Origin of the sequence: Vagococcus sp. CY53-2, assembly GCF_022604695.1 — a bacterium.
Lineage (GTDB): Bacteria > Bacillota > Bacilli > Lactobacillales > Vagococcaceae > Vagococcus.
The window spans coordinates 374,476-396,001 of record NZ_JALAHP010000001.1 but is presented as its reverse complement, the minus strand read 5'-3'; the positions used below and the strand labels follow the sequence as shown (position 1 = coordinate 396,001).

Sequence of the window (21,526 nt, the reverse complement as noted above, 5' to 3'; positions counted from 1 at the left end):
GTTTCAGGGGGTTGGATCAATGGATATTTTAGAGATTACAAGTATCATTGGGACGATTGCTTTTTCGTTTTCTGGAGCACTTGTTGCCATAGAAGAAAAATATGATTTATTAGGGATTGCAGTATTAGGATTTGTCACGGCATTTGGTGGCGGTGCTTTAAGAAATTTGATTTTAGGATTATCAATGGATATTTTTTGGAGTCAGACAACACTGTTTTATGTGTCATTTGCAACAATTGGCATTGTTTATTTATTTCCGAAAAGGCTATCATCAATGAAAATGTTAGAACTTATTTCTGATGCAATCGGGCTAGCGGCATTTAGTATTCAAGGGGCTTTGTATGGATTAGGAATTAATGGTCATATAGGTCCTGTTATTATGGCGGCGTTATTGACAGGTACAGGAGGAGGATTAATACGAGATCTTCTTGCCGGAAAAAAACCAAGTGTCTTATGTGCTGAAATATATGGTAGCTGGTCGATTTTAATAGCAATCGCTCTTTATGTTTATCGTCCAACGCACTCATTAGTATATCTTTTTATCATTGTGGTAACAGTGTTACTAAGAGTTGTTGGGTTAACATATGATTGGAATTTACCGAAGTCTAAATTTAATAAACATGATGATGACAATAGCCACCCAACTCTAAAAATTGACTTATAAAACGTTGCGTGATATATTTTACAGATAATATAGACTAAAGACGTTATATAGAATCATTAAGTGTTAAGTTGAAAACAATTGATTGATTTTTCAATTGTTTTCTTTTTTTATGATGATTTTAGTAAAAAGGAGAGTCAAAAGTGAGTATTTTAGAGATTGATGACTTAAAGTATGAATTACCAGATAAGATGCTTTATGAAAATGGATCACTTCGTTTAAATAAGGGTGAACATCTTGGTTTAACAGGAAAAAATGGGGCAGGAAAATCAACTTTATTAAAAATGATTCAGGGTGAGATTATGCCTGATGAAGGTCGAATTGTTTGGCAAAATAACATCACGATTTCTTATTTGGAGCAACAATTAACCTATAGTGAAGGTGACACAATGTTTGATTATTTAAAGCAAGCATTTAGTCATTTATATAAAATGAGTGATGACATCCAAGAGATGTATGAAGAATATGCCACAACGTATGATGATGAGTTGCTTGAAACAATTGGGAAAAAACAAGAAAAACTTGAAGCCAGTGACTTTTATTCAATAGAAACACAAATCGAACAAGTTGCAAATGGACTAGGATTGACTGCAATTGGTTTAGATAAAGAAGTGGCTAAGTTAAGTGGTGGACAACGTTCGAAAGTTAGTTTGGCAAAATTATTACTAGAAAAAGCAGACGTCTTTTTACTAGATGAGCCGACAAACTACCTAGATGTTTCACATATTGACTGGCTATCAGATTATTTAAATCAATTAGATAGTACCTATATCGTAATTTCTCATGATAGAGACTTTTTAAACAAAGTAACGACATGTATTTGTGATATTGATTACCATACGTTGACGAAATACAATGGTAATCTAGAAGCTGCAATGAAACAAAAACAAGCAAAAGCAGAACAACATCAAAGAGATTATGAAAAACAACAAAAAGAAATTGATAAATTGGAAGCTTATGTAAGAAAGTACAAAGCCGGAAGTCGTTCGAATATGGCCAAAAGTCGTGAGAAACAATTAAATAAAATTGATAGACTAGCTGCGCCACCAAGTGGTAAACCAGGTAAATTTGAATTTCCGTATGAAATGAGTCATAGTCATTTAGTTCTTGAAACAAATGATTTATCAGTAGGATATGAGTTTCCTTTATTAGAAGACATTAATTTCAGACTTCATAAGGGTGAGAAAATTGCGATTAAAGGATTTAATGGGATTGGTAAATCAACCTTATTAAAAACGTTAATCGGTGAGATAGATAAGCTATCGGGAACGATTGAAATTAGTCGTGACGTGAAGATTAATTACTTTTCACAAGATTTAAATTGGGAACACCCAAACCAGTCAGCAATTGATTGGTTACAAGTTGTTCATCCAAAACTATCTAATAAAGAAGTGCGTAGAGTTCTTTCTAAAAGTGGCATTAATGATGATAACATGAGTAAACCGTTATCCCAACTTAGTGGGGGAGAGCAGTGTAAAGTGAAATTGTGTCATTTGACTTTAATTAAGAGTAACTTATTAGTACTTGATGAACCAACAAACCATTTGGATCAACAAAGCAAAGATGCATTAAAAGAAACACTGAATCAATTTGAAGGAACTGTGTTACTTGTTTCTCACGAAATGGACTTTTTGGAAGACTTAGTAGATCAAGTTTATGATGTTGCGTTAGGAAAAATGATGTAAAACGTAAGACCTCGAGAAATCGAGGTCTTTTTTTGTTTTCAAAAAAGCAAACGGTTTAGCAGAAAACTAAAATAGTCAATATAAGTTAAGAATAAAAGATACAATAATATCAAAAAATATCTAATAAACAAAATATATTGTATAAAAAAGATAGTAGATTTCAAACTACGAATATGATAAACTTATGTCTATCAATTGATTACAGAATTCTGGATGGTTAACAAATTAGGGCTTGTTTAAAAGATGTTAAAATAAATTTTTCATCTGAATCAAATAGTTATTGGGTTTAGTTTAACCTACCAAACGTTATGGATAAAGATAGATTTCTTGAGATAATCAGGAGGTCTCATTATTTATTTAAGTAAGTGAAATTTTTCCCAAACTATAAAAATAATATTAATAGGAGTTTTTGATATGACAAAAACAGAAGAAACAAAATTAACCCCACGCCTGTTTCTTAATAAGGTTTTAGCTGGTACAGCTCAAGGTACAATTATTGCCTTGATTCCAAACGCGGTATTAGGAGCAATTTTAAAATATTTCTCACAATATGACATTATACAAATGATTATTCATGCTGGATTAATTTTTCAATTAGCAACCCCATTAATCATAGGAGCGTTAATTGCTCATCAATTTGGTTTAACTCCAACAAAAATGATGATTGCTGGAGGTGCTGCTTTTGCGGGATCAGGTGTTATTAAATTTAATACAGATATCAACTCTTATGTAGGTGCAGGTACTGGAGATATTATTAATATTATGATTACTGCATCGGTCGCTGTATTGATGATGTTATACATTGGAAGTAAATTTGGTTCAGTTGAAATTATTGCCATGCCAATTGTTATAGGTGTAGGTGCCGGTTTAATCGGTATGATAGCTTATCCATTTGTAACACAAATTACAGTTGCTATTGGAAAATTAATTAATAATTTTACTGATTTCCAACCAATTGTGATGAGTATTTTAATTGCCTGTTCTTTTGCCACACTGATTATTTCTCCAATTACAACAGTAGGGATTGGACTTGCTATCGGGTTAAATGGTGTATCGGCTGGTGCAGCTGCTATGGGAATAGCAGCGACAACGATTGTATTAGTTATTAATTCATGGAAAACTAATGAATCGGGTGTAACTTTAGCCATTGCATTAGGTGGGATGAAAATGATGATGCCTAACTTATTTAAATATCCAATTATTTTAGTACCGGTGTTATTTACAGCAATTATTTCTGCTATTCCAGTGGCTTTGCTAAATATTTCTGGAATACCTCAATCAGCTGGTTTTGGGCTTGTTGGGTTAGTTGGACCACTTGCTTCACTTGATTCAGGATTAAATATTATTCTATTAATCATATGTTGGTTTGTTGTTCCAATTGCAGCAGGACTTCTGTCAAAATTCATTTTTGAAAAAGTATTAAAACTTTATGACAGTAAAATAGTGTTCGCTTATCAAGGTTAGTTTCCTTTAATAGTTTGGAAGGATTAAGGGGTATTAAAACTTTTATTACAATAAGTTCAACTAGAAATGATTAGATAGAATCGTTTTTTTATAGATTATGGATTAACACTTGCAAACAATCATCATGTAAAAAAGTCTAGTTTATATTTAAAAAAAAATGATTTTTTCTAATATATAGATGGCATCATTATGTAGTTAGTTGATAAGGATAAAGTAGGCTCTTTTTAAAGGTTTAACAGTAATGTATTAGGAGATAACTCAATATATTATATGGATTTGTTTACAAAATTGTGATAAAAGGATGTCTTATCAAGTAATATTTAAAACATAAGACAAAAAGATGATATTGTAAACGTTCTATATTAATAGTACTATAAAAAATGGTAAATACTTAGTTGGAGGAAGTTTAAATGAATATAGTAATAGCAGGTGCAGGAGCAATGGGTAGCCGTTTTGGTATTATGTTAAAACAAGCAGGAGAAAATGTTATTTTAGTTGATGGTTGGCAACAACACATTGACGAGATTAACCAAAATGGATTAAAAGCCAATTTTAATGGAGAAGAAATAACAGAATTTATCCCAGCTTATAATCAAAATGACTTGTCAGAGGTTGAATTTTCAGCTGATTTAGTTATTTTATTTACTAAAGCAATGCAACTAGATAACATGCTTCAATCACTTGATAATATGTTAGGTAAAGATACCATCGTGTTATGCCTGTTAAATGGTATTGGGCATGAAGATGTGATTAAAAAATATGTAGATTATGACAATATTTTGCTTGGAAATACAATGTGGACAGCTGGTATGGAAGGACCAGGTAAAGTGACTTTATTTGGTAACGGAAGTATTGATCTACAAAATTTGGGTGAAGGTAAAGAAGATGTGGCACAAAAAGTAGCTGACGTGTTAACGAATGCAGATCTAAATGCTAGAGTATCTCAAGATATTTTAACGTCAATTTATCGAAAAGCATGTGTAAATGGTACGATGAATGGGCTTTGTACTATTTTAGATTCTAATATGGCAGATTTTGGTGATACATCAAGTGCTAATACAATCATTAAAAAAATTGTTTCTGAATTTTTAGCGGTTGCTCGTGTTGAAAATGTTTTTTTAGATGAAGAAGCTGTTATTGAACAAATTAATGGTTGTTTTAATAGAGAGACAATTGGTTTACACCATCCTTCAATGTATCAAGATTTAGTTATTAATAATCGTTTAACAGAAATTGATTACATCAATGGTGCAATTGTTCGTAAAGGAAAAGAATATGGTATAGAAACACCTTATTGTGAATTTTTAACTTTATTAATTCATTCCAAAGAAGAAATTGTTGGAGCAAAATAAAAAACATCACAGTTTGAATTTTATGTGAACATATAAAATTTAAACTGTGTTTTTTTGTTGAATATTATATAGTTTGTTGAATCAAATATTTAGTTTGTTCATTAAAACTTCTTTATGTAAGCGTTATTATATTAGTGGAATAAAATTATAATATTCGGGGGAAAAATAATGCATAAAAAAAGAATGACACACTCATCAATGATTATTATGTTAATGTCGACAGGTTTAGTGGTTTCAGGATGTTCTAATAGTAAATCAGCCAATGACTTTGTCTATTCAGAAACACCATCAAGCAAAATAGATCGTGGGATGGATAATCAACCAGAATCTTCTTATTGGTTCCCGGAAGATTTTTTAGCGTGGGATGTTACTAAAGATCCAGATGCAAAATATAATGTCAGTAATATTCCGTTAGCAAAACGAGTAGATAAAAAAGAATTAACACCATCTAATGATATTCAGGATAAACAAACGAAAGTGGTTGCTTTATCGATTATGAATAGCAGTACAAGTGGTAACGCCCCGTTTGGTATTAATACATTTGATGCCAATGTTTTTTCTTATTGGCAATACATTGATCAGTTGGTTTATTGGGGTGGTTCTGCAGGAGAAGGAATTATTGTTCCACCTAGTCCAGATGTGATTGATGCCTCTCATAAAAATGGCGTGCCGGTTTTAGGAACAATCTTTTTCCCACAAACAGAGCATGGAGGAAAAATTGAATGGCTAGATGAATTTTTACAAAAAGATAATAAAGGTCATTTTCCTGCAGTTGATAAAATGATTGAGGTTGCAGAAACGTATGGATTTGATGGCTGGTTTATCAATCAAGAAACAGATAATCTTGTGACTAGTTTTGATGATGTAAAAGATGGAAAAGAAACAGAGAAGACGACAGAAGATGGTTTAACAAAAGAACATGCTACTTTAATGATGGAGTTAATCAAAGAATTTAAAGAAACAGCACCAGAAACATTAGATATTATGTGGTATGATTCGATGACATCTAAAGGAAAAATGGATTGGCAAAATGCGTTAACAGATGAAAATAAATCGTATCTTGTTGATAGTCAGATGAATCCGTTATCTGATTCCATGTTTTTAAATTTCTGGTGGAATACGGAAAAATTTGCCAAAGATGATTTATTAAAAGAATCGAATATTAAAGCACAAAAAGAAGGGATTGATCCTTATTCACTTTATGCAGGGATTGATGTTCAGGAAAATGGTTACTCAACACCTGTTAAGTGGGATTTATTTATGAATGAAAAAGGGAAACCTTATACATCGTTAGGTCTTTATGTTCCAAGTTGGACGTACGCTTCAACAGATAACCCTGATGATTTCCAAATGAAAGAGAATATTTTTTGGGTAAATTCCCAATCAGATCCAAGACAAGCCGTATTACCAAAAGAGGGCGAATGGCCTGGTATTTCGACATTTTCTATCGAGCAAACAGCGATTACTAGTGTGCCATTTAAAACGAATTTTAATCTAGGAAATGGTTATAATTATTTCATTGATGGGGAAAAAGTCTCTAGTAGAAATTGGAACAATCGAAGTTTACAAGATATCATGCCAACATATCGTTGGGAAATTGATCATGGCAAAGGAAATGAAGGGAGCATGTCGATTGACTATGCCGATGCTTATAACGGAGGGAATTCACTAAAATATCGTGGAAACATGAAGAAAAATGCCACCAATACGATTCATTTATATCGAACAGATATGACCATAGATAAAAATACGAAGATATCTACAACGGCTAAAGCCAATGAAGAAACAGAATTAAATCTGGTTGCAACATTAAAAAATGGTAAAAAACAAGTTCTTAGTCCAAATGGAGCAATTAAGGAAGATTGGACACGAGTGACTTATGACACAGATAAACTAGTTGGAAAAACGATTACTGATATCTCTTATGAGTGGAAAACAACATCAGATGCACCTGATTATGAGTTTAAGTTGGGTGAATTGGCTATGTTACCAAAAGAAGAAAAATCAGTGATGGATGTTAAAAAGTTAACAATAGAAGACGCCATATTTGATGAAGAAGAAAGCAATTTTGCTGGTGTGCGCTTAACGTGGGAATCAGATAAAACAGATGGTCTAAGTCACTATGATATTTATCAAGTGAACGATGATAAGTCTCGCTCCTTTATTGGTGCAACACTATCAACTACTCACTATATCAATGCATTAGAAAGAGTAGGAGAATCGAATAAGACAACCCTTGAAGTTGTGCCAGTTGATGTATTTGGTAAAAGAGGAAAACAGACAGAAACAATCGTTTTGGAATGGCCTGATAATAGTTTGCCAAAAGCCGACTTTACAGCATCACAAACATTAATTGCACCAGGTAAAGAAGTAACATTTACTAATCAATCAACAGATAATGCTGATGAACTTATTTGGGAATTTGAGGGTGGTGACATAAAATCTAGTACTAAAGAAAATCCAGTTGTAACCTTTGAGAAAGAAGGAAGTTATAAAGTTAAATTAACAGCTAAAAATAAATCTGGTGAGTCAGTGATGGAACAAGAAAAATTCATTGTTGTGAGCGAAGAAATCAAAGATGAACTTGAAAAGTTATCGACAAAAGACAGTCAAGTTGAAGCATCATCATTTATCAATGATGGTGAATCCCCACAATTTGTTTTAGACGGTAATTTAGAGACAAAATGGTGTGCAGTTGGCTCAGCACCACATGATATTACAATTGATTTAGGTGCTGTTAAAACAGTAAGCCAAGTAAACATGTTCCATGCAGAAGCAGGTGGAGAAAGTCCAGATATGAACTCAAAAGCTTATAAAATCGAAGTGAGTGAAGATGGAAAAGAGTTCAAACAAGTTAAGCGTGTTATTAGTAATGCTGCTGCTGAAACAACAGATACCTTTGCACCAGTTAAAGCACAGTATGTTCGAATTACACTTGATAAACCAAGTCAAGGTGCCGATTCAGCTGTCAGAATTTATGGTATTGATATTTTGGGTATGTAAGAGTAAACACAAAAAAAGATTAACCTTTAATGAAAGGGTTAATCTTTTTTTGCTTTTTGATATTCAGATTTTAGTAAACTATATCGGTTTAAATTGACGAAATGATGTTGCCTATAAATATCTTCTCTATCCACTCCATCAAAATGAAAACCTGATTTTTTAGCTACTTGGTTGCTTGCTATATTAGTCTCTTCAGCAACTATAACCAATTTATTTAATTTTAAGTTATTAAAAGCAATGTCAGTTAGACATTTGACACATTCTGTCATGATATTTTTCCCATTGTAATCATAATCCAGCCAGTAGCCAATTTCAGCCTTTTTATGAGTTGTATTGATATTGTGGAGGTCAATACATCCAATAATTTTTGTATTATCCAAAATAAATAAAACAACCTCTTTTTGTTCAGCTTCTTGCTTAATTGAGCGAGCGATGAAATGTTCACTATCTTTTACGACATTAGTGAAAGCAACAAAATCGAGAAATGTTTCTAAATGTTCTTTATTTTTTCTAACAAGAAGAAAAAATTCTTCAGCCATATGGCATTCAGGTTTAACTAAAGCAATCGTCGAATTGACAGGTAATTTAAAATATAGCAAACACATCACGTCCTAACATTTCTTTAAAGTATATCATAAAAATAAAAAACAATGAATATTATTTTTATAGCATGTTAAATAAAAAAGCATTAGTTATTTTTAAAGGTTTTTTACTGATATAAGTAACATATACTTTAATAATAGAATAACTATTATGTATATAGCGCTATCAATATAGAATGTTCGTTTTATAACCGAACCTTTTAAGGTATAAATGAGTTATTTGTTAAAGTTTACGTTTTTTTTACATAAACTTTACAATTCAAATCTATACTTTAATTAATCAGTAAAATAACTGATGAAGAAAAGGAGAGAAAAAAATGAGAAAGTCTAGGTTCACCTCGCGTTTGTTGGTAGTGTTGACGAGCACAATGCTATTTTCTGTTTCAGTTGGAGCTGAAACAGCACTGGATAAAGCGCCAGAAATTAACGCTTCAAGTGTGACGAATAATAATAAAAAAGTATTATTTGATAACACACATGGCCAAACAGCAGGAGCTGCTGACTGGGTTATAGATGGAGCATTTTCAGATTTTGCAAACGCTTTATCGGAAAAAGGGTATTTTGTGAAAGAATTAAGGAAAACACCCCCCATTACGCTCTCAGATTTAGAAGAGTATGATGTATTTGTTTTACCCGAAGCAAATATTCCTTACAAAATTGGTGAACAACAAGCTATAGCTGATTATGTTAGCCAAGGTGGAGCTGTCTTTTATATAGCTGATCATTATAACGCTGATCGCAATAAAAACCGTATTGATTCAAGCGAAGCGTTTAATGGGTATCGACGTGGTGCTTATCAAGATATGACAAAAGACATGACAACTGAAGAAAAAAACTCAGATGCTATGAAAGATGTTAAAAGTAGTGATTGGCTAAGTGACACATTTGGTATTCGTTTTAGATACAATGCACTTGATAATATTAATAATAAAACACAAGAATGGATTATTGAGGATGCATTTGGTATTACAGAAGGCGTAAAAAAAATAGGGCTTCATGCTGGAAGTACTTTAGCAATCACTGATAATACTCGTGCTAAGGGTTTGATTTATCCACCTAAAGGATTAACAAGTGCCAATAAATGGGGTCACGCTGTTGATGAAGGAGTTTATAATGGTGGTGGGATTGAAGAAGGACCTTATGTTGCCATTAGTAAACGTGATCATGGTAAAGCAGCCTTTTTAGGTGACACATCTTTAGTTGAAGATGCATCACCAAAATATTTAAGAGAAGAAAATGGAAAATCTAAAAAAACATATGATGGATTTAAAGAAGCTGATGATGAAAAGATTTTGATGCAATTAGTTGACTGGTTATCAGAAAAAGAAACCTATAAAACATTTACAGAAAGTGGTACTGTGCTATCAAGTATTACAAAAATTCATGATTATGAAGTACCAGAAAAGACAACTGAACCTCAAGATGAGCCGTGGGCAGCGCCACAAGCTAACTATAAATGGTTTGATTCTAAAACATTTGCACCAGGTAGTTTTGGTTCAGCTGAAAAAGCACAAGCACAACCATCAACTTCAGTTGTTTTTACTGATAAGCCAGTAGCAAATAAAATAAATAAAGCAACTATTAAGATGGAAGGGTTAAAACCAAATTCAGTCGTATCTGATTATCAATTTGGCGTCTACACCCCAACTGCTCAAAATGGATTTGAACTTGGAAATCAAGTGGCGAAAACAAAAGTTGCTGATAAAGCACTAAGCGAAAAAATAGGATATTCTGAAAAATTCTCTGTATCTGCTGATGATAAAGGTGCAGCAAGTATAGAAGTTGAGTATTTAGTTGAGTTTGAAGGAGAGTATAATTTCCGAGTGAAACTTGGCAAAAATAATGTGTTAACACAAGGCATCACTATTTCAAATGGCGCAACAGAAACACCGATACCTCAACCAGAAGAGGAGAATAAAACATTAGACTATAGTGTCATTGGGCAAATTCAGTTTAAAAAATCAGATGATGCAGTAAAACCAGTAGACCCTGAAAACCCAAATGAACCACAAACACCACTTAATCCTGATGGGACTGAAACTAAACCAGGTACTGGTGGATTATTATCGGTTGATTATGCGTCAAGTTTTTCTTTTGGACAACCAACGATTGAGCCAACGTTGAAAAACTATGGAGCATTTGCTCAACGATTTAAAGAAACGGATGCTTTACGTGGTAATTATGTTCAGGTAACAGATAAACGCGGAACACAATCAGGATGGGTATTACAGATTGTACAAGATAATCAGTTTAAATCATCAACCAATGATGAATTGACTGGAGCGAAATTAACATTAGGGAATGGTCAATTGAATTCACCTAATATGTTACAAGATGGTTATGATGTGAAAACAATGCCACAACATTTAGCGCATCCATTAAAAGCGACTGATGCTACTTTATCTGGAGGAATGGAATTAATTCCAGGACAAAGTCAAATTATTTTAAAAGCAAATAAAGGTCAAGGAATGGGGACGTGGGTATTGTCTTATGGTCAAAGTAAAGACAATAATATAGGTCAATTAAACGCAAATGATGCTAGTCAATCATCTGTTATTTTAACTGTTCCAAGTACGGCAAATCCAAAAGAAACAGTGTATCAATCAAATATTACTTATAAATTATCAATGGTTCCAACAACATAAGGTCAAATGTTAGTCGATAGACTAGAAAAACACTAGTCTGTCGATTTTTATGTTTATTAATTAAGGAGAATGAAGATGAAAAATGTACGAAAAATTGGTTATGTAATGGTATTATTTGTTTTGATAAATATGTCGTTTTCAATTGTAACATACGCCAATCAAGTTGGATTTTCAGTAGCACCAGTATTACCATCTAATCAGATTGATAAAGAAAGTGGGTATTTTCATATTCAATTAAAAGCAGGAAATAAGCAACAATTAAGCGTTGAATTGAAAAATCATACAGAAAAAGAAATGGTCTTAAAAACATCTGTTGCGAGTGCAACGACGAATATCAATGGTGTGATTGATTATAGTCCAACAAAAAATAAAGTTGACGAGACGTTACCGATAAATTTATCAAAGCAAATAACAGTAGATAAAATAATTACTTTATCCCCTAAAGAAGAAAAAATAGTGTCAGTTAAAGTGAGCATGCCAAATAAAGATATTCCAGGAGTTATAGCTAGTGGTATCTCTTTTGAAGAAGAGGGGAATGTTAAATCGAATCAATTATCTAGTCAAACAACGGTTAATAATAAGTTTTCTTATGTACTAGCGTTGTTGATGCAACAGTCAGCCAGTATTGAGACACAACCTGAGTTAAAGTTAGGGAAAGTTAAAGCGATGGAACTGAATACTAAAACAAGCGTATCGGCACCTATTAGAAACTTATCTTCAGCTTATTTAAATCAAGTAACGATTAAGAGTACGTTAACAAAAAAAGGAAGTAACGAGCCTTATTATGAATACAAAAAAGAGCAAATGCAGATTGCACCTAATTCAATTTTTGAGTTTCCGACTTTTTTAAATGGTAAGAAATTAGAAGATGGAGAGTATTTTTATAAAGCAGTGGTTAGTGGGATGACAGGAGAATTAAATAAAGAAGATCAGGAACGATTAGAGTGGGTATTAACAGATACAATAAACATTGATCAAAAACAAGCTAAGGAACTAAATGAATTAGATGATTTAGTAACAGATAAAACGGTTGGATTAAATAAATGGTTAGTTTTAGCAGTTAGTTTAAATGTCCTTCTAGTATTAGGGATTGTTAGTTACTTTTTGTTTGCAAAGAAAAGAAATAAGTAAATTAGACTAATTTTTTTGAAATTTAGTTATTTTATGGTAGGATACCAACAGTAAAATAATCTGATAGGAGAGTAAATATGAGATTATGGCATGAAGTATTAATACCTAAGTTACCAAGGCAACAACTACTAGGTCAGCATAGAGAGTGTTGTGCGCTAAGAGGTAAAGGGTGGGGAAAACCACATTCAACTGTTAATTATGTGTTTGATCATAGCCCGTATAAATTAGTGCAATACCATTGGTTGATTATGAACGAGATGGAAAACAGAGGTTATAAACCTGATACACTTTGGAAACATCCTTTGTATAGAGGGAAAGCAATTGATGCTTATACAAAGTTACCAGAAGTTCCAATAGAAACCCCAATTTATCCGGAGCACCATGATGACTACTTAAAAGAATGTTTAGATAATTTGGCTGAAAAAGACATTTATTTATAAAAAAACAATCAAATGCACATGACGGCATTTGATTGTTTTTTTATGCTTTAGAATCCATTCCAAAAATTAAACCAAGAGCTAACATTGTTGAGACCAAGGCTGTTCCTCCTTGACTTAAGAAGGGAAGAGGAATACCTGTTAATGGTAACAAACCTATTGAGGCTCCGATGTTTTCGAATGTTTGGAAAACCAACATAAAGACAATTCCTACACAAATATAAATATTAAAGGTAGAATTACTTTTAATGCCAGTATAGAAAATTTGGAAGAACAGATAAAAATAAAGTAAAATAACAGCCGTTGCGCCAGCAAAACCATATGCTTCACCCACGAAAGTGAAAATCATGTCAGACTCTCTAACTGGCACATAAACTTGTACCCCGGTTGTTCCAGTTCCAAATAATCCACCAGAACCAATAGCTAAGAGGCCTTGTACTTGCTGGTAAGCAATAGACGTTGCATACTCAAAAGGATTGACCCAAGCTCTAATACGGTTTAATTGGTATTCTTTAAAATGTAGCGAGGAAAGTATTGATTGACCAAAATCAGTAAACACCAAGAAAATGAGTGTTCCTCCTAAAACAGCAGCAATACCACCCAGAACAGCCACAATTCGCCAGTTAATACCCGATGCCACAATAAGTGCGCCAAGAACGCAAATGAAAACTAAACTTGTTCCAAAATCCTTTTGCACAAACATTAAAAAGAATAATGGAAGAGAATACAAGGCTAATTTTTTTACCATATCCAAATCAGTACGAATATCCTTTTCAGGGACTCTCTTATTGTATTTTACGAGTTCTTTAGATATAAAGAGAATGTAAGCTGTTTTAGCGATTTCTGATGGTTGGAATTGAAAGCCAAAAATGTCTAGCCAACGTTTTGTGTTGGTTAAATCATACATGTGAGGGTCGTAAAAGAAATACAAGGAACCCATAAGAAGTAGTGAGAACACATAAAACCATGGGACAGCTTTCCAAATGATATCACGTTTGATGTATTTTACCCCAAACATTAAAACGGTTCCTAGTCCAACAAACACCAGTTGTTTTAATGCTTGTTTAGTGGGATTATTTTGGTCATAATACGCTACCCAATACTGTAGCCAAATACTTAAAATAAGCATTAAAAATATTGGCAATAATAACGCGTAGTTAAAATTGTTTTGTTGTTGATATTCTTGTCGTTTCATGCCGTCATCTTATCCTTTATTTAGTTATATTAATTAAAAATTTTAAGTCCATACTTGTAATAAGCTACCACTTTTATTGATAATAGTATATAGTAATAATGAAATTAAATGAATTTTTAATCTTTTTTCCTACTTATGTTTAAATTTAGAAAGTTTAGTGTTGTTATGTTAAGTGTTAAGACGAATCAATAGACAATAAAAATAGAAAAGGTTAAAGTATGAGTAGAAAACTATAGGGGGTATTAATTATGTATGATGTAATTATTATAGGAGCAGGACCTGGAGGAATGACGTCGGCTTTATATGCTTCTCGTTCTGGCTTATCTGTATTAGTAATCGAACGAGGTGCACCAGGCGGACAGCTAATGAATACAGATGAGGTAGAAAATTATCCTGGATTTAATCTTATTTCCGGTCCTGATTTAGCACTTAAAATGTATGAAAATTCTACTAACTTTGGTGCAGAACATGTCTATGGAAATGTTGTTAGTATTGAAGACCATGGTGCTATTAAAAAAGTAGTGTGTGATGATGAAGAGTATGAAGGAAAAACGGTGATTATTGCTTCAGGAAGTGAACATCGTAAAATCAATATCCCTGGTGAAGAAGAGTACGCTGGACGTGGTGTATCTTATTGCGCAGTTTGTGATGGGGCATTCTTTAGAGACCGTCATTTAGTTGTGATTGGGGGAGGAGACTCAGCGATTGAAGAAGGCATGTACTTAACTCAGTTTGCAAGTAAAGTAACCATTGTTCATAGAAGAGATGAATTAAGAGCGCAAAAAATATTACAAGATCGTGCATTTAAAAATGAAAAAATTGAATTTATGTGGAATAAAGTTCCAATTGAGATAAACGGAAATGATATGAGTGTGCAATCAATTAAATTAGAGGATACTAAAACAGGTGAAGTAGAAGACTTATTAGCGGATGGTGTATTTATTTATATTGGATTAGATCCGTTGACTGATTTTGTTAAAGATTTAGGTATTACAAATGCTAATGGATGGATTGAAACAGACAATCATATGGCAACTAACATTCCAGGTATTTACGCAATTGGAGATGTTAGAGAAACTGTTTTGAGACAAATTGCGACAGCTGTTGGAGACGGTAGTATCGCGGGACAAGAAGTTTATAATTATTTAAGTAGCTTAGATGATTAATAGAACACATATTAAAAAATAATAGGTAAACCTTTTGGTGCAAAAAACTATCTTTATTTATTTTGCATTAAAAGGTTATTTATTTCTTTAAATAATGGTTTATATTCCTATAGTTTTTTTGTAAATTTCACACATTTTCATGAAAACATCTATAAAACGCTTGCAAAATCAATGCTTTTCTGATAATCTATGTGTGACTTACAGTTGACAGTACAATGAATTAAAGGAGAACATAATATGGAAAAACAGACTATTACAATTTATGATGTTGCAAGAGAAGCAGCGGTTTCTATGGCGACTGTATCACGTGTTGTTAATGGAAACCCAAACGTAAAGCCTGCAACTAGAAAAAAAGTATTAGAGGTAATCGAAAGATTGGATTATCGTCCTAATGCAGTGGCAAGAGGGTTAGCAAGTAAAAAAACAACAACAGTTGGAGTGATTATTCCAGATGTAAGTAATGCTTATTTTGCCTCATTAGCTCGAGGAATTGATGACGTGGCAACAATGTATAAATATAATATCATCTTAGCAAACTCTGATGGAAATGATGTAAAAGAAGTGAATGTATTAAATACATTACTTGCCAAACAAGTAGATGGTATCATCTTTATGGGACATCATTTAACTGAACAAATTAGAGGGGAGTTTTCTCGTTCTAAAACACCTGTTGTGTTAGCAGGATCAATCGATCCAGATAATCAAGTGGGTTCAGTAAACATTGATTATGAAGCAGCGACAAAAGATGCGACAAACCAATTGATTAAATCAGGAAATAAAAAAGTAGCATTTATTTCAGGTTCTTTATTAGATCCTATAAATGGTATTCAACGTTTGAAAGGTTATAAAGAGGCTCTAAAAGAAAATAATCTAGATTTTAATGAAGGATTAGTATTTGAAGCAGAATATAATTACAAAGCTGGTCTTGCTTTGTACGATCGTGTTATTAATAGTGGTGCCACAGCAGCAGTTGTCGCAGATGATGAGTTAGCCGTTGGGTTGTTAAATAGTCTAACTGATAATGGTGTAAAAGTACCGGAAGAGTTTGAAATTATTACAAGTAATAATTCATTATTTTCTGACATTGCACGCCCAAGTGTGACAAGTATTTCGCAACCATTATATGATATTGGAGCTGTATCAATGCGTTTGTTGACTAAACTAATGAATAAAGAAGAAATTGATGAAAAAGATATCGTCTTACCTTATGGATTGATAAAAAAACAATCAACAAAATAAAAAAAGTCATTGCTTGATTCAAGCAATGACTTTTTTTTATGTATAAAGATAAACTGAAAAGAAAATAAAGACTGCCCCAGCTAATACAAATAAGTGCCAAATGACATGCATATATTTTAAATGTTGTCTACTATAGAAAAAAGTTCCAGCTGTATAAGATACCCCACCTAGTACTAATAAAAGTAAACCGTTAAAACCAAGCCCTTCGTATAATGGCTTTATCGCAATGACACATAACCAACCCATCAATATATAGAGAAAATAATCCGCTTTTCCTCTTTTTTGAAGAAAAATTGATTTATATACAATACCAGAAATAGCCAATAGCCAAATAATGATACACATGGTCCATCCTAATTTACCACCTATTGTAATTAAACTATATGGTGTGTAGCTACCTGCAATGAGTAAGTAAATAGAGCTGTGATCAAATACTTGGAATACTTTTTTGGCTTTAGTGAAAATTAAACTGTGAAATAGGGTTGAAAATAAAAACAAAAGAATCATTGATGCACCAAATATTGAGTAGGAAACAACACGAATAGGCGAATGCAATTGGGCCCCTTTAATAATAAGTAACACCAGACCGGCAATACTTAAACCCGTTCCAATACCATGAGTAACAGCATTAAAGACTTCATTTACAATAAGATATTTTTTTGAATAAGTTGGATTGTGCATGGTGTATACGTCCTTTCGTTTTTTAGTGAAAAATATTTTTTTTTCTGTTATACTAAATAAACAGAAAGATTAATTTAATTGTACATGAATATTGTTGGTTTTGAAAGAGGTTTGATGATGACAAAAATTAAAATAGTGACAGACTCATCTTGTATTATTCCAGAAGAGAGACTAAAACAGATTGATATACACACCATAAGTTTATCCATAATGATTGATGGTGTCATTTATGCCAATCAAAATGAGTTAGATCCTTTTGAGTTTATGACGATGATGTCTAATTCAAAAACATTACCAAAAACTAGTCAACCACCCATTGGGGAATTTGTAGAACTATATGACCAATTAGGTGAAGATGGTAGTAAAATTATTTCAATCCATTTAACAGAAAAACTAAGCGGGACTGTTAATACTGCTAGACAAGCCGCTCAATTATCAAAATCAAATGTGACAGTCATTGATAGTGATTATATTGATCAGGGCCTAGGATTCCAAGTCTACCAGGCGGCCAAAATGGCTAAAGAAGAAAAATATACGGTAGAAGAGATTATTTCAGCTGTTGAACATGTGAAAAATAATACTCAACTCTATATTGGAGTTGCTACTTTAGAAAACCTTGTTAAAGGTGGTCGAATCGGTAAATTAGTTGGTGCAGTTTCTGGTTTTTTTAATATGAAGTTATTAATGCAGTTAAAAAATGGAGAACTAGAGATGGTTACTAAAGGTCGAGGAAATAAAACATTTATTAAATGGGCTAAAGAGTTAGAAAAGAAACTTGCTCATTTATCAGTAGGCTACCTTGGTATGTCTGAAGCATCAGGTGCCGAAATTTGTGAAGAAATGAAAACTATTTTAAAAGGGGCGTTACCTGATTTAAACATACCGATTGTGCACACGACTCCTCTTGTAGCGACACATACAGGAAAAGGGGCATTTGCCGTAATGTTTTACACAGATTAAAAAAAATAAAGATAGCAGATCTAAACGGTCTGCTTTTTTAAATGAGGGGTTTTAATGAAAAAAATCACATATCACATGAAATATGTTTTATTCTTTACTGCAATAGTTATTATTTGTAGCATGATTGGTCTATTCTTTATTCCAAAAGCTGATAATATTCATTTGAGTGGCGAAACAAAATCATCGACAAATAAAATAGAAATGATTCGTTTAAGTGCTATTGGTGATTCACTGACTGAAGGGGTAGGTGACACAACCAATTCTGGTGGGTACTTACCATTATTACAAAAAGATTTGTCTGATACATATCCAGTTGATGTATTTCAAGCTGAAAATTTTGGTAAATCAGGTGATCGAAGTGATCAAATATTGAAGCGATTAAAGAAAAATGAAGATATGCAAAAGTCTGTGAAAAATGCCAATGCTATACTACTAACAGTTGGAGGAAATGATTTATTACAAGCTCTTCAACCAAAATTATTTAGTAAAGTGACTGTTAATAAAATGGATAGTTCTAAAGAAAAATATTATGATAGATTGGAAAAGCTGTATGCTGAAATAAGAGCATTAAATCCTGATGCTCCAATTTATCAGTTAGGGATATATAATCCATTTTATTTAAATTTTTCTGATATTACAGAATTACAAGAAATAGTAGACTATTGGAATAAAAGTTCACAAGAATTTGTTCAAAAACAATCCAATGCTTATTTTGTCCCAATTAATGATGATATTTACCAAGGTATTCCAGAAATTGCGAAAACAGATGAGGAAAAAGAAACCATTAAATCTAGTAATAGTGCATCGATTAATGATCTGATTTCATCTGAAGATACCTTTCATCCGAATAATTTAGGGTATCAAATTATTGCTAATGCATTTGAACTTAAAATGGCATCGACAAAAGATAAATGGCTTAAGTAGGAGATGAATTTAATGAGTGATACAGAAAAAAATAATCAAGAGAAAAGAGACGTTAAACAGTTTTTTAAAAATCCTTGGAAAGTGGCTTTTATGACTTTAATCGCAATTCTTTTATCATTAGTGATTGTAGTGGGTTATCGTATTAGTACACCAAGAATGACATATGATTCTAAAAATGAGACAACTGTTGATTTAAAAGATCCTATTTTGGAAGTCTCCATGACAAAAGATCAAGCTAGTCGAGCCATTAATTATTATATTAAAGATTTATTTGATAGCTCAGGTGTTGACTATACATTCCATTTAGATAAAGATGCATTGATTGATGGGACATTTTCATTACTGGGACATGATACTCATTTCTATTTGTATTTTGAGCCGTTTGTGTTAGCTAATGGAGATGTCCAACTAAAGGCAAAGGATTTAACTGTTGGGACATTAAGTGTTCCAATACCTGCAATGATTAGCTATATTTCTCATTCGGTTGATTTTCCTAAGTGGATTGAAATTAATCCAGATGAACAGTACATTACAATTCATTTAAAACAAATGAAATTAGCCAATGGAATGCGTGTAAAAGCAGAACAAATTAATTTAGTGAATGATCAAATAAGATTTAACTTATATTTATCAGATAATAAGAAATAAAAGGAGTTCATTTATGAGTTTTTATCATTACATTCAAGGACACAGAGGAAAATTAGAACAAGATGCGATTTCAAAATTAGCAGAAGATATTTTTGATGACATCCAGTTTCCAAAACAAGAAACGGATTATCATACTATTTCTGATTATTTAGAAACCAATGCTTACTATGTTCCAAATATGGATGTATTTGATGAATTATGGGTGATGTATCAAGAAGCGTCTAGATAAAGGAAGTGTATGCATAATATGAAAGATAATAATACTAATAAAAAAACCGTTTCTTTGACCAAATATATTATAACGAGTGTCATTATCGCGATTTTGGCTATTGGGGGAACTGTTTTTATTTATGAATCTAAAGGCAGAGTTCAAACAGCTTCAACACAAGATGGTTTGGATAATATTGCGGATTTGGCAACTCTTATTCAACAAGGTTACATAAAAGATGTTGATTTTAAAAAGCTCTATGAAGGAGCTATGAAGGGTATGGTAGCAGCGATTGATGATCCGTATTCAACGTATTTTACGGCTGAAGAAGCAAAAGGTTTTGAAGAAGACATCAATGGAAATTTTGAAGGAATTGGAGCTGTGATGAGTATGACCAATGATCTCCCCACTGTTGCAGAACCTCCAATTAAAGATTCTCCAGCAGAAAAAGCTAAACTTCAAACAGGTGATGCTATTTTAAAGGTGGATGATAAAAGTATTGAAGGGAAAAGCTTGAGTGATGTAGTGAAATTGGTTCGTGGAGAAAAAGGAACAGATGTTAAATTAGAAATTAAACGTGGAGCGGAAACGTTTCCTGTAACTATTACAAGAGATGTTATTCCGGTTGAATCTGTTACTGGAAAAATAGATGAAAAAAATAAAGATATTGGGTATATTTCTATTAGTAGTTTTAGTTCAACTACATCAGAAGAGTTTAATAAAATGATAACGAAACTTCGAAAAGAAGGAGCTAAATCATTTGTTCTTGATGTTCGTGGAAACCCTGGTGGTATGTTAGATCAAGTTGAAAAAATTAGTAGTCGCTTTTTAAAAGATGGTCAAACGATTGTAAAATTTGAAAGTAAATTAGAAGATGATGAAGAACATAAAGCTAGTAAAAAACTTGATGGTGGCGACAAAATTACTGAGCCAACTGTTTTATTAGTGGATGAAAATAGTGCCAGTGCGTCTGAAATATTAGCAGGAGCATTTATTGATTCAGCCAACATTGAAGTGGTTGGAACGAAAACATTTGGTAAAGGAACCGTTCAAACAGTTATTCCAATGAATGATGGAGCGGAAATAAAACTAACCATTAAAAAATGGTTAACACCAAGTGGAAAATGGATTAACAAAAAAGGGGTTGAACCAACGATAAAAGTGGACAAACCATCTTATATTCAACATAAATTAATTGACACGTCTCTTACTTATAAGCTAGGAGCAGTCAATGAGAATGTGAAAATAATTAATGAGTATTTAAAAGTATTAGGCTATGATGTCGATGATAGCGACACTTATAATGACAAAACAGAACAAGCTGTAAAAAATTTCCAAGAAAAAAACAAATTGGAAGTAACAGGTACAGCGGATGAAAAAACTGTTAAAGAGTTAGAAAAACAAATTGTTGAGTATTGGAAAAATCATGATGTTCAATATGAAAAAGCGATTGAAACGTTAAAAAAAGACTAGTGAAAACTAGTCTTTTTTTAAGGAAACGGGAAAGATAACGAATTTATGTGGT

General features: G+C 32.5%; 18 protein-coding genes. 15 read left to right on the top strand and 3 right to left on the bottom strand.

Annotation, left to right across the window (positions count from 1 at the left end; translation table 11 throughout):
* Positions 1-19: 19 nt before the first annotated feature.
* The 5 genes from MN581_RS01910 to MN581_RS01890 all read left to right on the top strand — a co-directional run bounded on the left by MN581_RS01910 (position 20) and on the right by MN581_RS01890 (position 8,165).
* On the top strand, positions 20-664 hold the full coding sequence (locus MN581_RS01910) for a trimeric intracellular cation channel family protein (RefSeq protein ID WP_117972845.1): 645 nt from the start codon (positions 20-22) through the stop codon (positions 662-664).
* 140 nt (positions 665-804) lie between these two features.
* The gene (locus tag MN581_RS01905) at positions 805-2,346 is read left to right on the top strand and encodes an ABC-F family ATP-binding cassette domain-containing protein (RefSeq protein ID WP_241699069.1); all 1,542 of its coding nucleotides are present in this window, start codon (positions 805-807) and stop codon (positions 2,344-2,346) included.
* A gap of 414 nt (positions 2,347-2,760) precedes the next feature.
* On the top strand, positions 2,761-3,810 hold the full coding sequence (locus MN581_RS01900; RefSeq protein ID WP_241699068.1) for a PTS sugar transporter subunit IIC: 1,050 nt from the start codon (positions 2,761-2,763) through the stop codon (positions 3,808-3,810).
* 410 nt (positions 3,811-4,220) lie between these two features.
* Positions 4,221-5,162 (top strand): 2-dehydropantoate 2-reductase, encoded by a 942-nt coding sequence (locus MN581_RS01895; protein ID WP_241699067.1) that lies wholly within the window; start codon positions 4,221-4,223, stop codon positions 5,160-5,162.
* Positions 5,163-5,330: 168 nt separating this feature from the next.
* The gene (locus MN581_RS01890) at positions 5,331-8,165 is read left to right on the top strand and encodes a discoidin domain-containing protein (protein ID WP_241699066.1); all 2,835 of its coding nucleotides are present in this window, start codon (positions 5,331-5,333) and stop codon (positions 8,163-8,165) included.
* Positions 8,166-8,203: 38 nt separating this feature from the next.
* Here MN581_RS01890 and MN581_RS01885 read toward each other — a convergent pair whose 3' ends face one another.
* Positions 8,204-8,764, bottom strand: a complete 561-nt coding sequence (locus MN581_RS01885) for a GNAT family protein (RefSeq protein ID WP_241699065.1) — start codon at positions 8,762-8,764, stop codon at positions 8,204-8,206.
* A 320-nt stretch (positions 8,765-9,084) separates the two neighbouring features.
* On the opposite strand from MN581_RS01885, the gene MN581_RS01880 reads away from it, so the two are divergent.
* From MN581_RS01880 to MN581_RS01870, 3 genes are all read left to right on the top strand, one after another.
* Positions 9,085-11,412, top strand: coding sequence for a WxL domain-containing protein (locus MN581_RS01880; protein WP_241699064.1), 2,328 nt, complete (start codon positions 9,085-9,087; stop codon positions 11,410-11,412).
* Positions 11,413-11,487: 75 nt separating this feature from the next.
* Positions 11,488-12,543 (top strand): DUF916 and DUF3324 domain-containing protein, encoded by a 1,056-nt coding sequence (locus tag MN581_RS01875; protein WP_241699063.1) that lies wholly within the window; start codon positions 11,488-11,490, stop codon positions 12,541-12,543.
* 77 nt (positions 12,544-12,620) lie between these two features.
* Positions 12,621-12,983 (top strand): TIGR02328 family protein, encoded by a 363-nt coding sequence (locus MN581_RS01870; RefSeq protein WP_241699062.1) that lies wholly within the window; start codon positions 12,621-12,623, stop codon positions 12,981-12,983.
* 40 nt (positions 12,984-13,023) lie between these two features.
* Here the strand turns inward: MN581_RS01870 and MN581_RS01865 are convergent, their stop codons facing one another.
* Positions 13,024-14,175 (bottom strand): FtsW/RodA/SpoVE family cell cycle protein, encoded by a 1,152-nt coding sequence (locus MN581_RS01865; RefSeq protein ID WP_117972832.1) that lies wholly within the window; start codon positions 14,173-14,175, stop codon positions 13,024-13,026.
* Positions 14,176-14,423: 248 nt separating this feature from the next.
* Here MN581_RS01865 and trxB point away from each other — a divergent pair, with 248 nt between their 5' ends.
* Both trxB and ccpA read left to right on the top strand, forming a co-directional pair.
* Complete coding sequence (trxB, locus tag MN581_RS01860; RefSeq protein ID WP_117972831.1) at positions 14,424-15,341, top strand: thioredoxin-disulfide reductase; 918 nt, start codon at positions 14,424-14,426, stop codon at positions 15,339-15,341.
* A 237-nt stretch (positions 15,342-15,578) separates the two neighbouring features.
* Entirely contained in the window at positions 15,579-16,580 is a 1,002-nt protein-coding gene (gene ccpA, locus MN581_RS01855) for a catabolite control protein A (protein WP_117972830.1), read from the top strand.
* 36 nt (positions 16,581-16,616) lie between these two features.
* On the opposite strand, the gene MN581_RS01850 is transcribed toward ccpA, so the two are convergent.
* Complete coding sequence (locus tag MN581_RS01850) at positions 16,617-17,261, bottom strand: hemolysin III family protein (RefSeq protein ID WP_117972829.1); 645 nt, start codon at positions 17,259-17,261, stop codon at positions 16,617-16,619.
* A gap of 117 nt (positions 17,262-17,378) precedes the next feature.
* On the opposite strand from MN581_RS01850, the gene MN581_RS01845 reads away from it, so the two are divergent.
* The 5 genes from MN581_RS01845 to MN581_RS01825 are packed head-to-tail and all read left to right on the top strand — an operon-like array spanning position 17,379 to position 21,474.
* Positions 17,379-18,221, top strand: coding sequence for a DegV family protein (locus MN581_RS01845; RefSeq protein WP_117972828.1), 843 nt, complete (start codon positions 17,379-17,381; stop codon positions 18,219-18,221).
* 54 nt (positions 18,222-18,275) lie between these two features.
* Complete coding sequence (locus tag MN581_RS01840; RefSeq protein ID WP_241699061.1) at positions 18,276-19,145, top strand: SGNH/GDSL hydrolase family protein; 870 nt, start codon at positions 18,276-18,278, stop codon at positions 19,143-19,145.
* Between the two features lie 12 nt (positions 19,146-19,157).
* On the top strand, positions 19,158-19,793 hold the full coding sequence (locus MN581_RS01835) for a YpmS family protein (RefSeq protein ID WP_241699060.1): 636 nt from the start codon (positions 19,158-19,160) through the stop codon (positions 19,791-19,793).
* Between the two features lie 13 nt (positions 19,794-19,806).
* Positions 19,807-20,022 carry a YozE family protein gene (locus tag MN581_RS01830; protein WP_241699059.1) on the top strand — a complete coding sequence of 72 codons (216 nt, stop codon included), beginning with the start codon at positions 19,807-19,809 and terminating at the stop codon, positions 20,020-20,022.
* A gap of 18 nt (positions 20,023-20,040) precedes the next feature.
* On the top strand, positions 20,041-21,474 hold the full coding sequence (locus MN581_RS01825) for a S41 family peptidase (RefSeq protein ID WP_241699058.1): 1,434 nt from the start codon (positions 20,041-20,043) through the stop codon (positions 21,472-21,474).
* Positions 21,475-21,526: the final 52 nt, after the last annotated feature.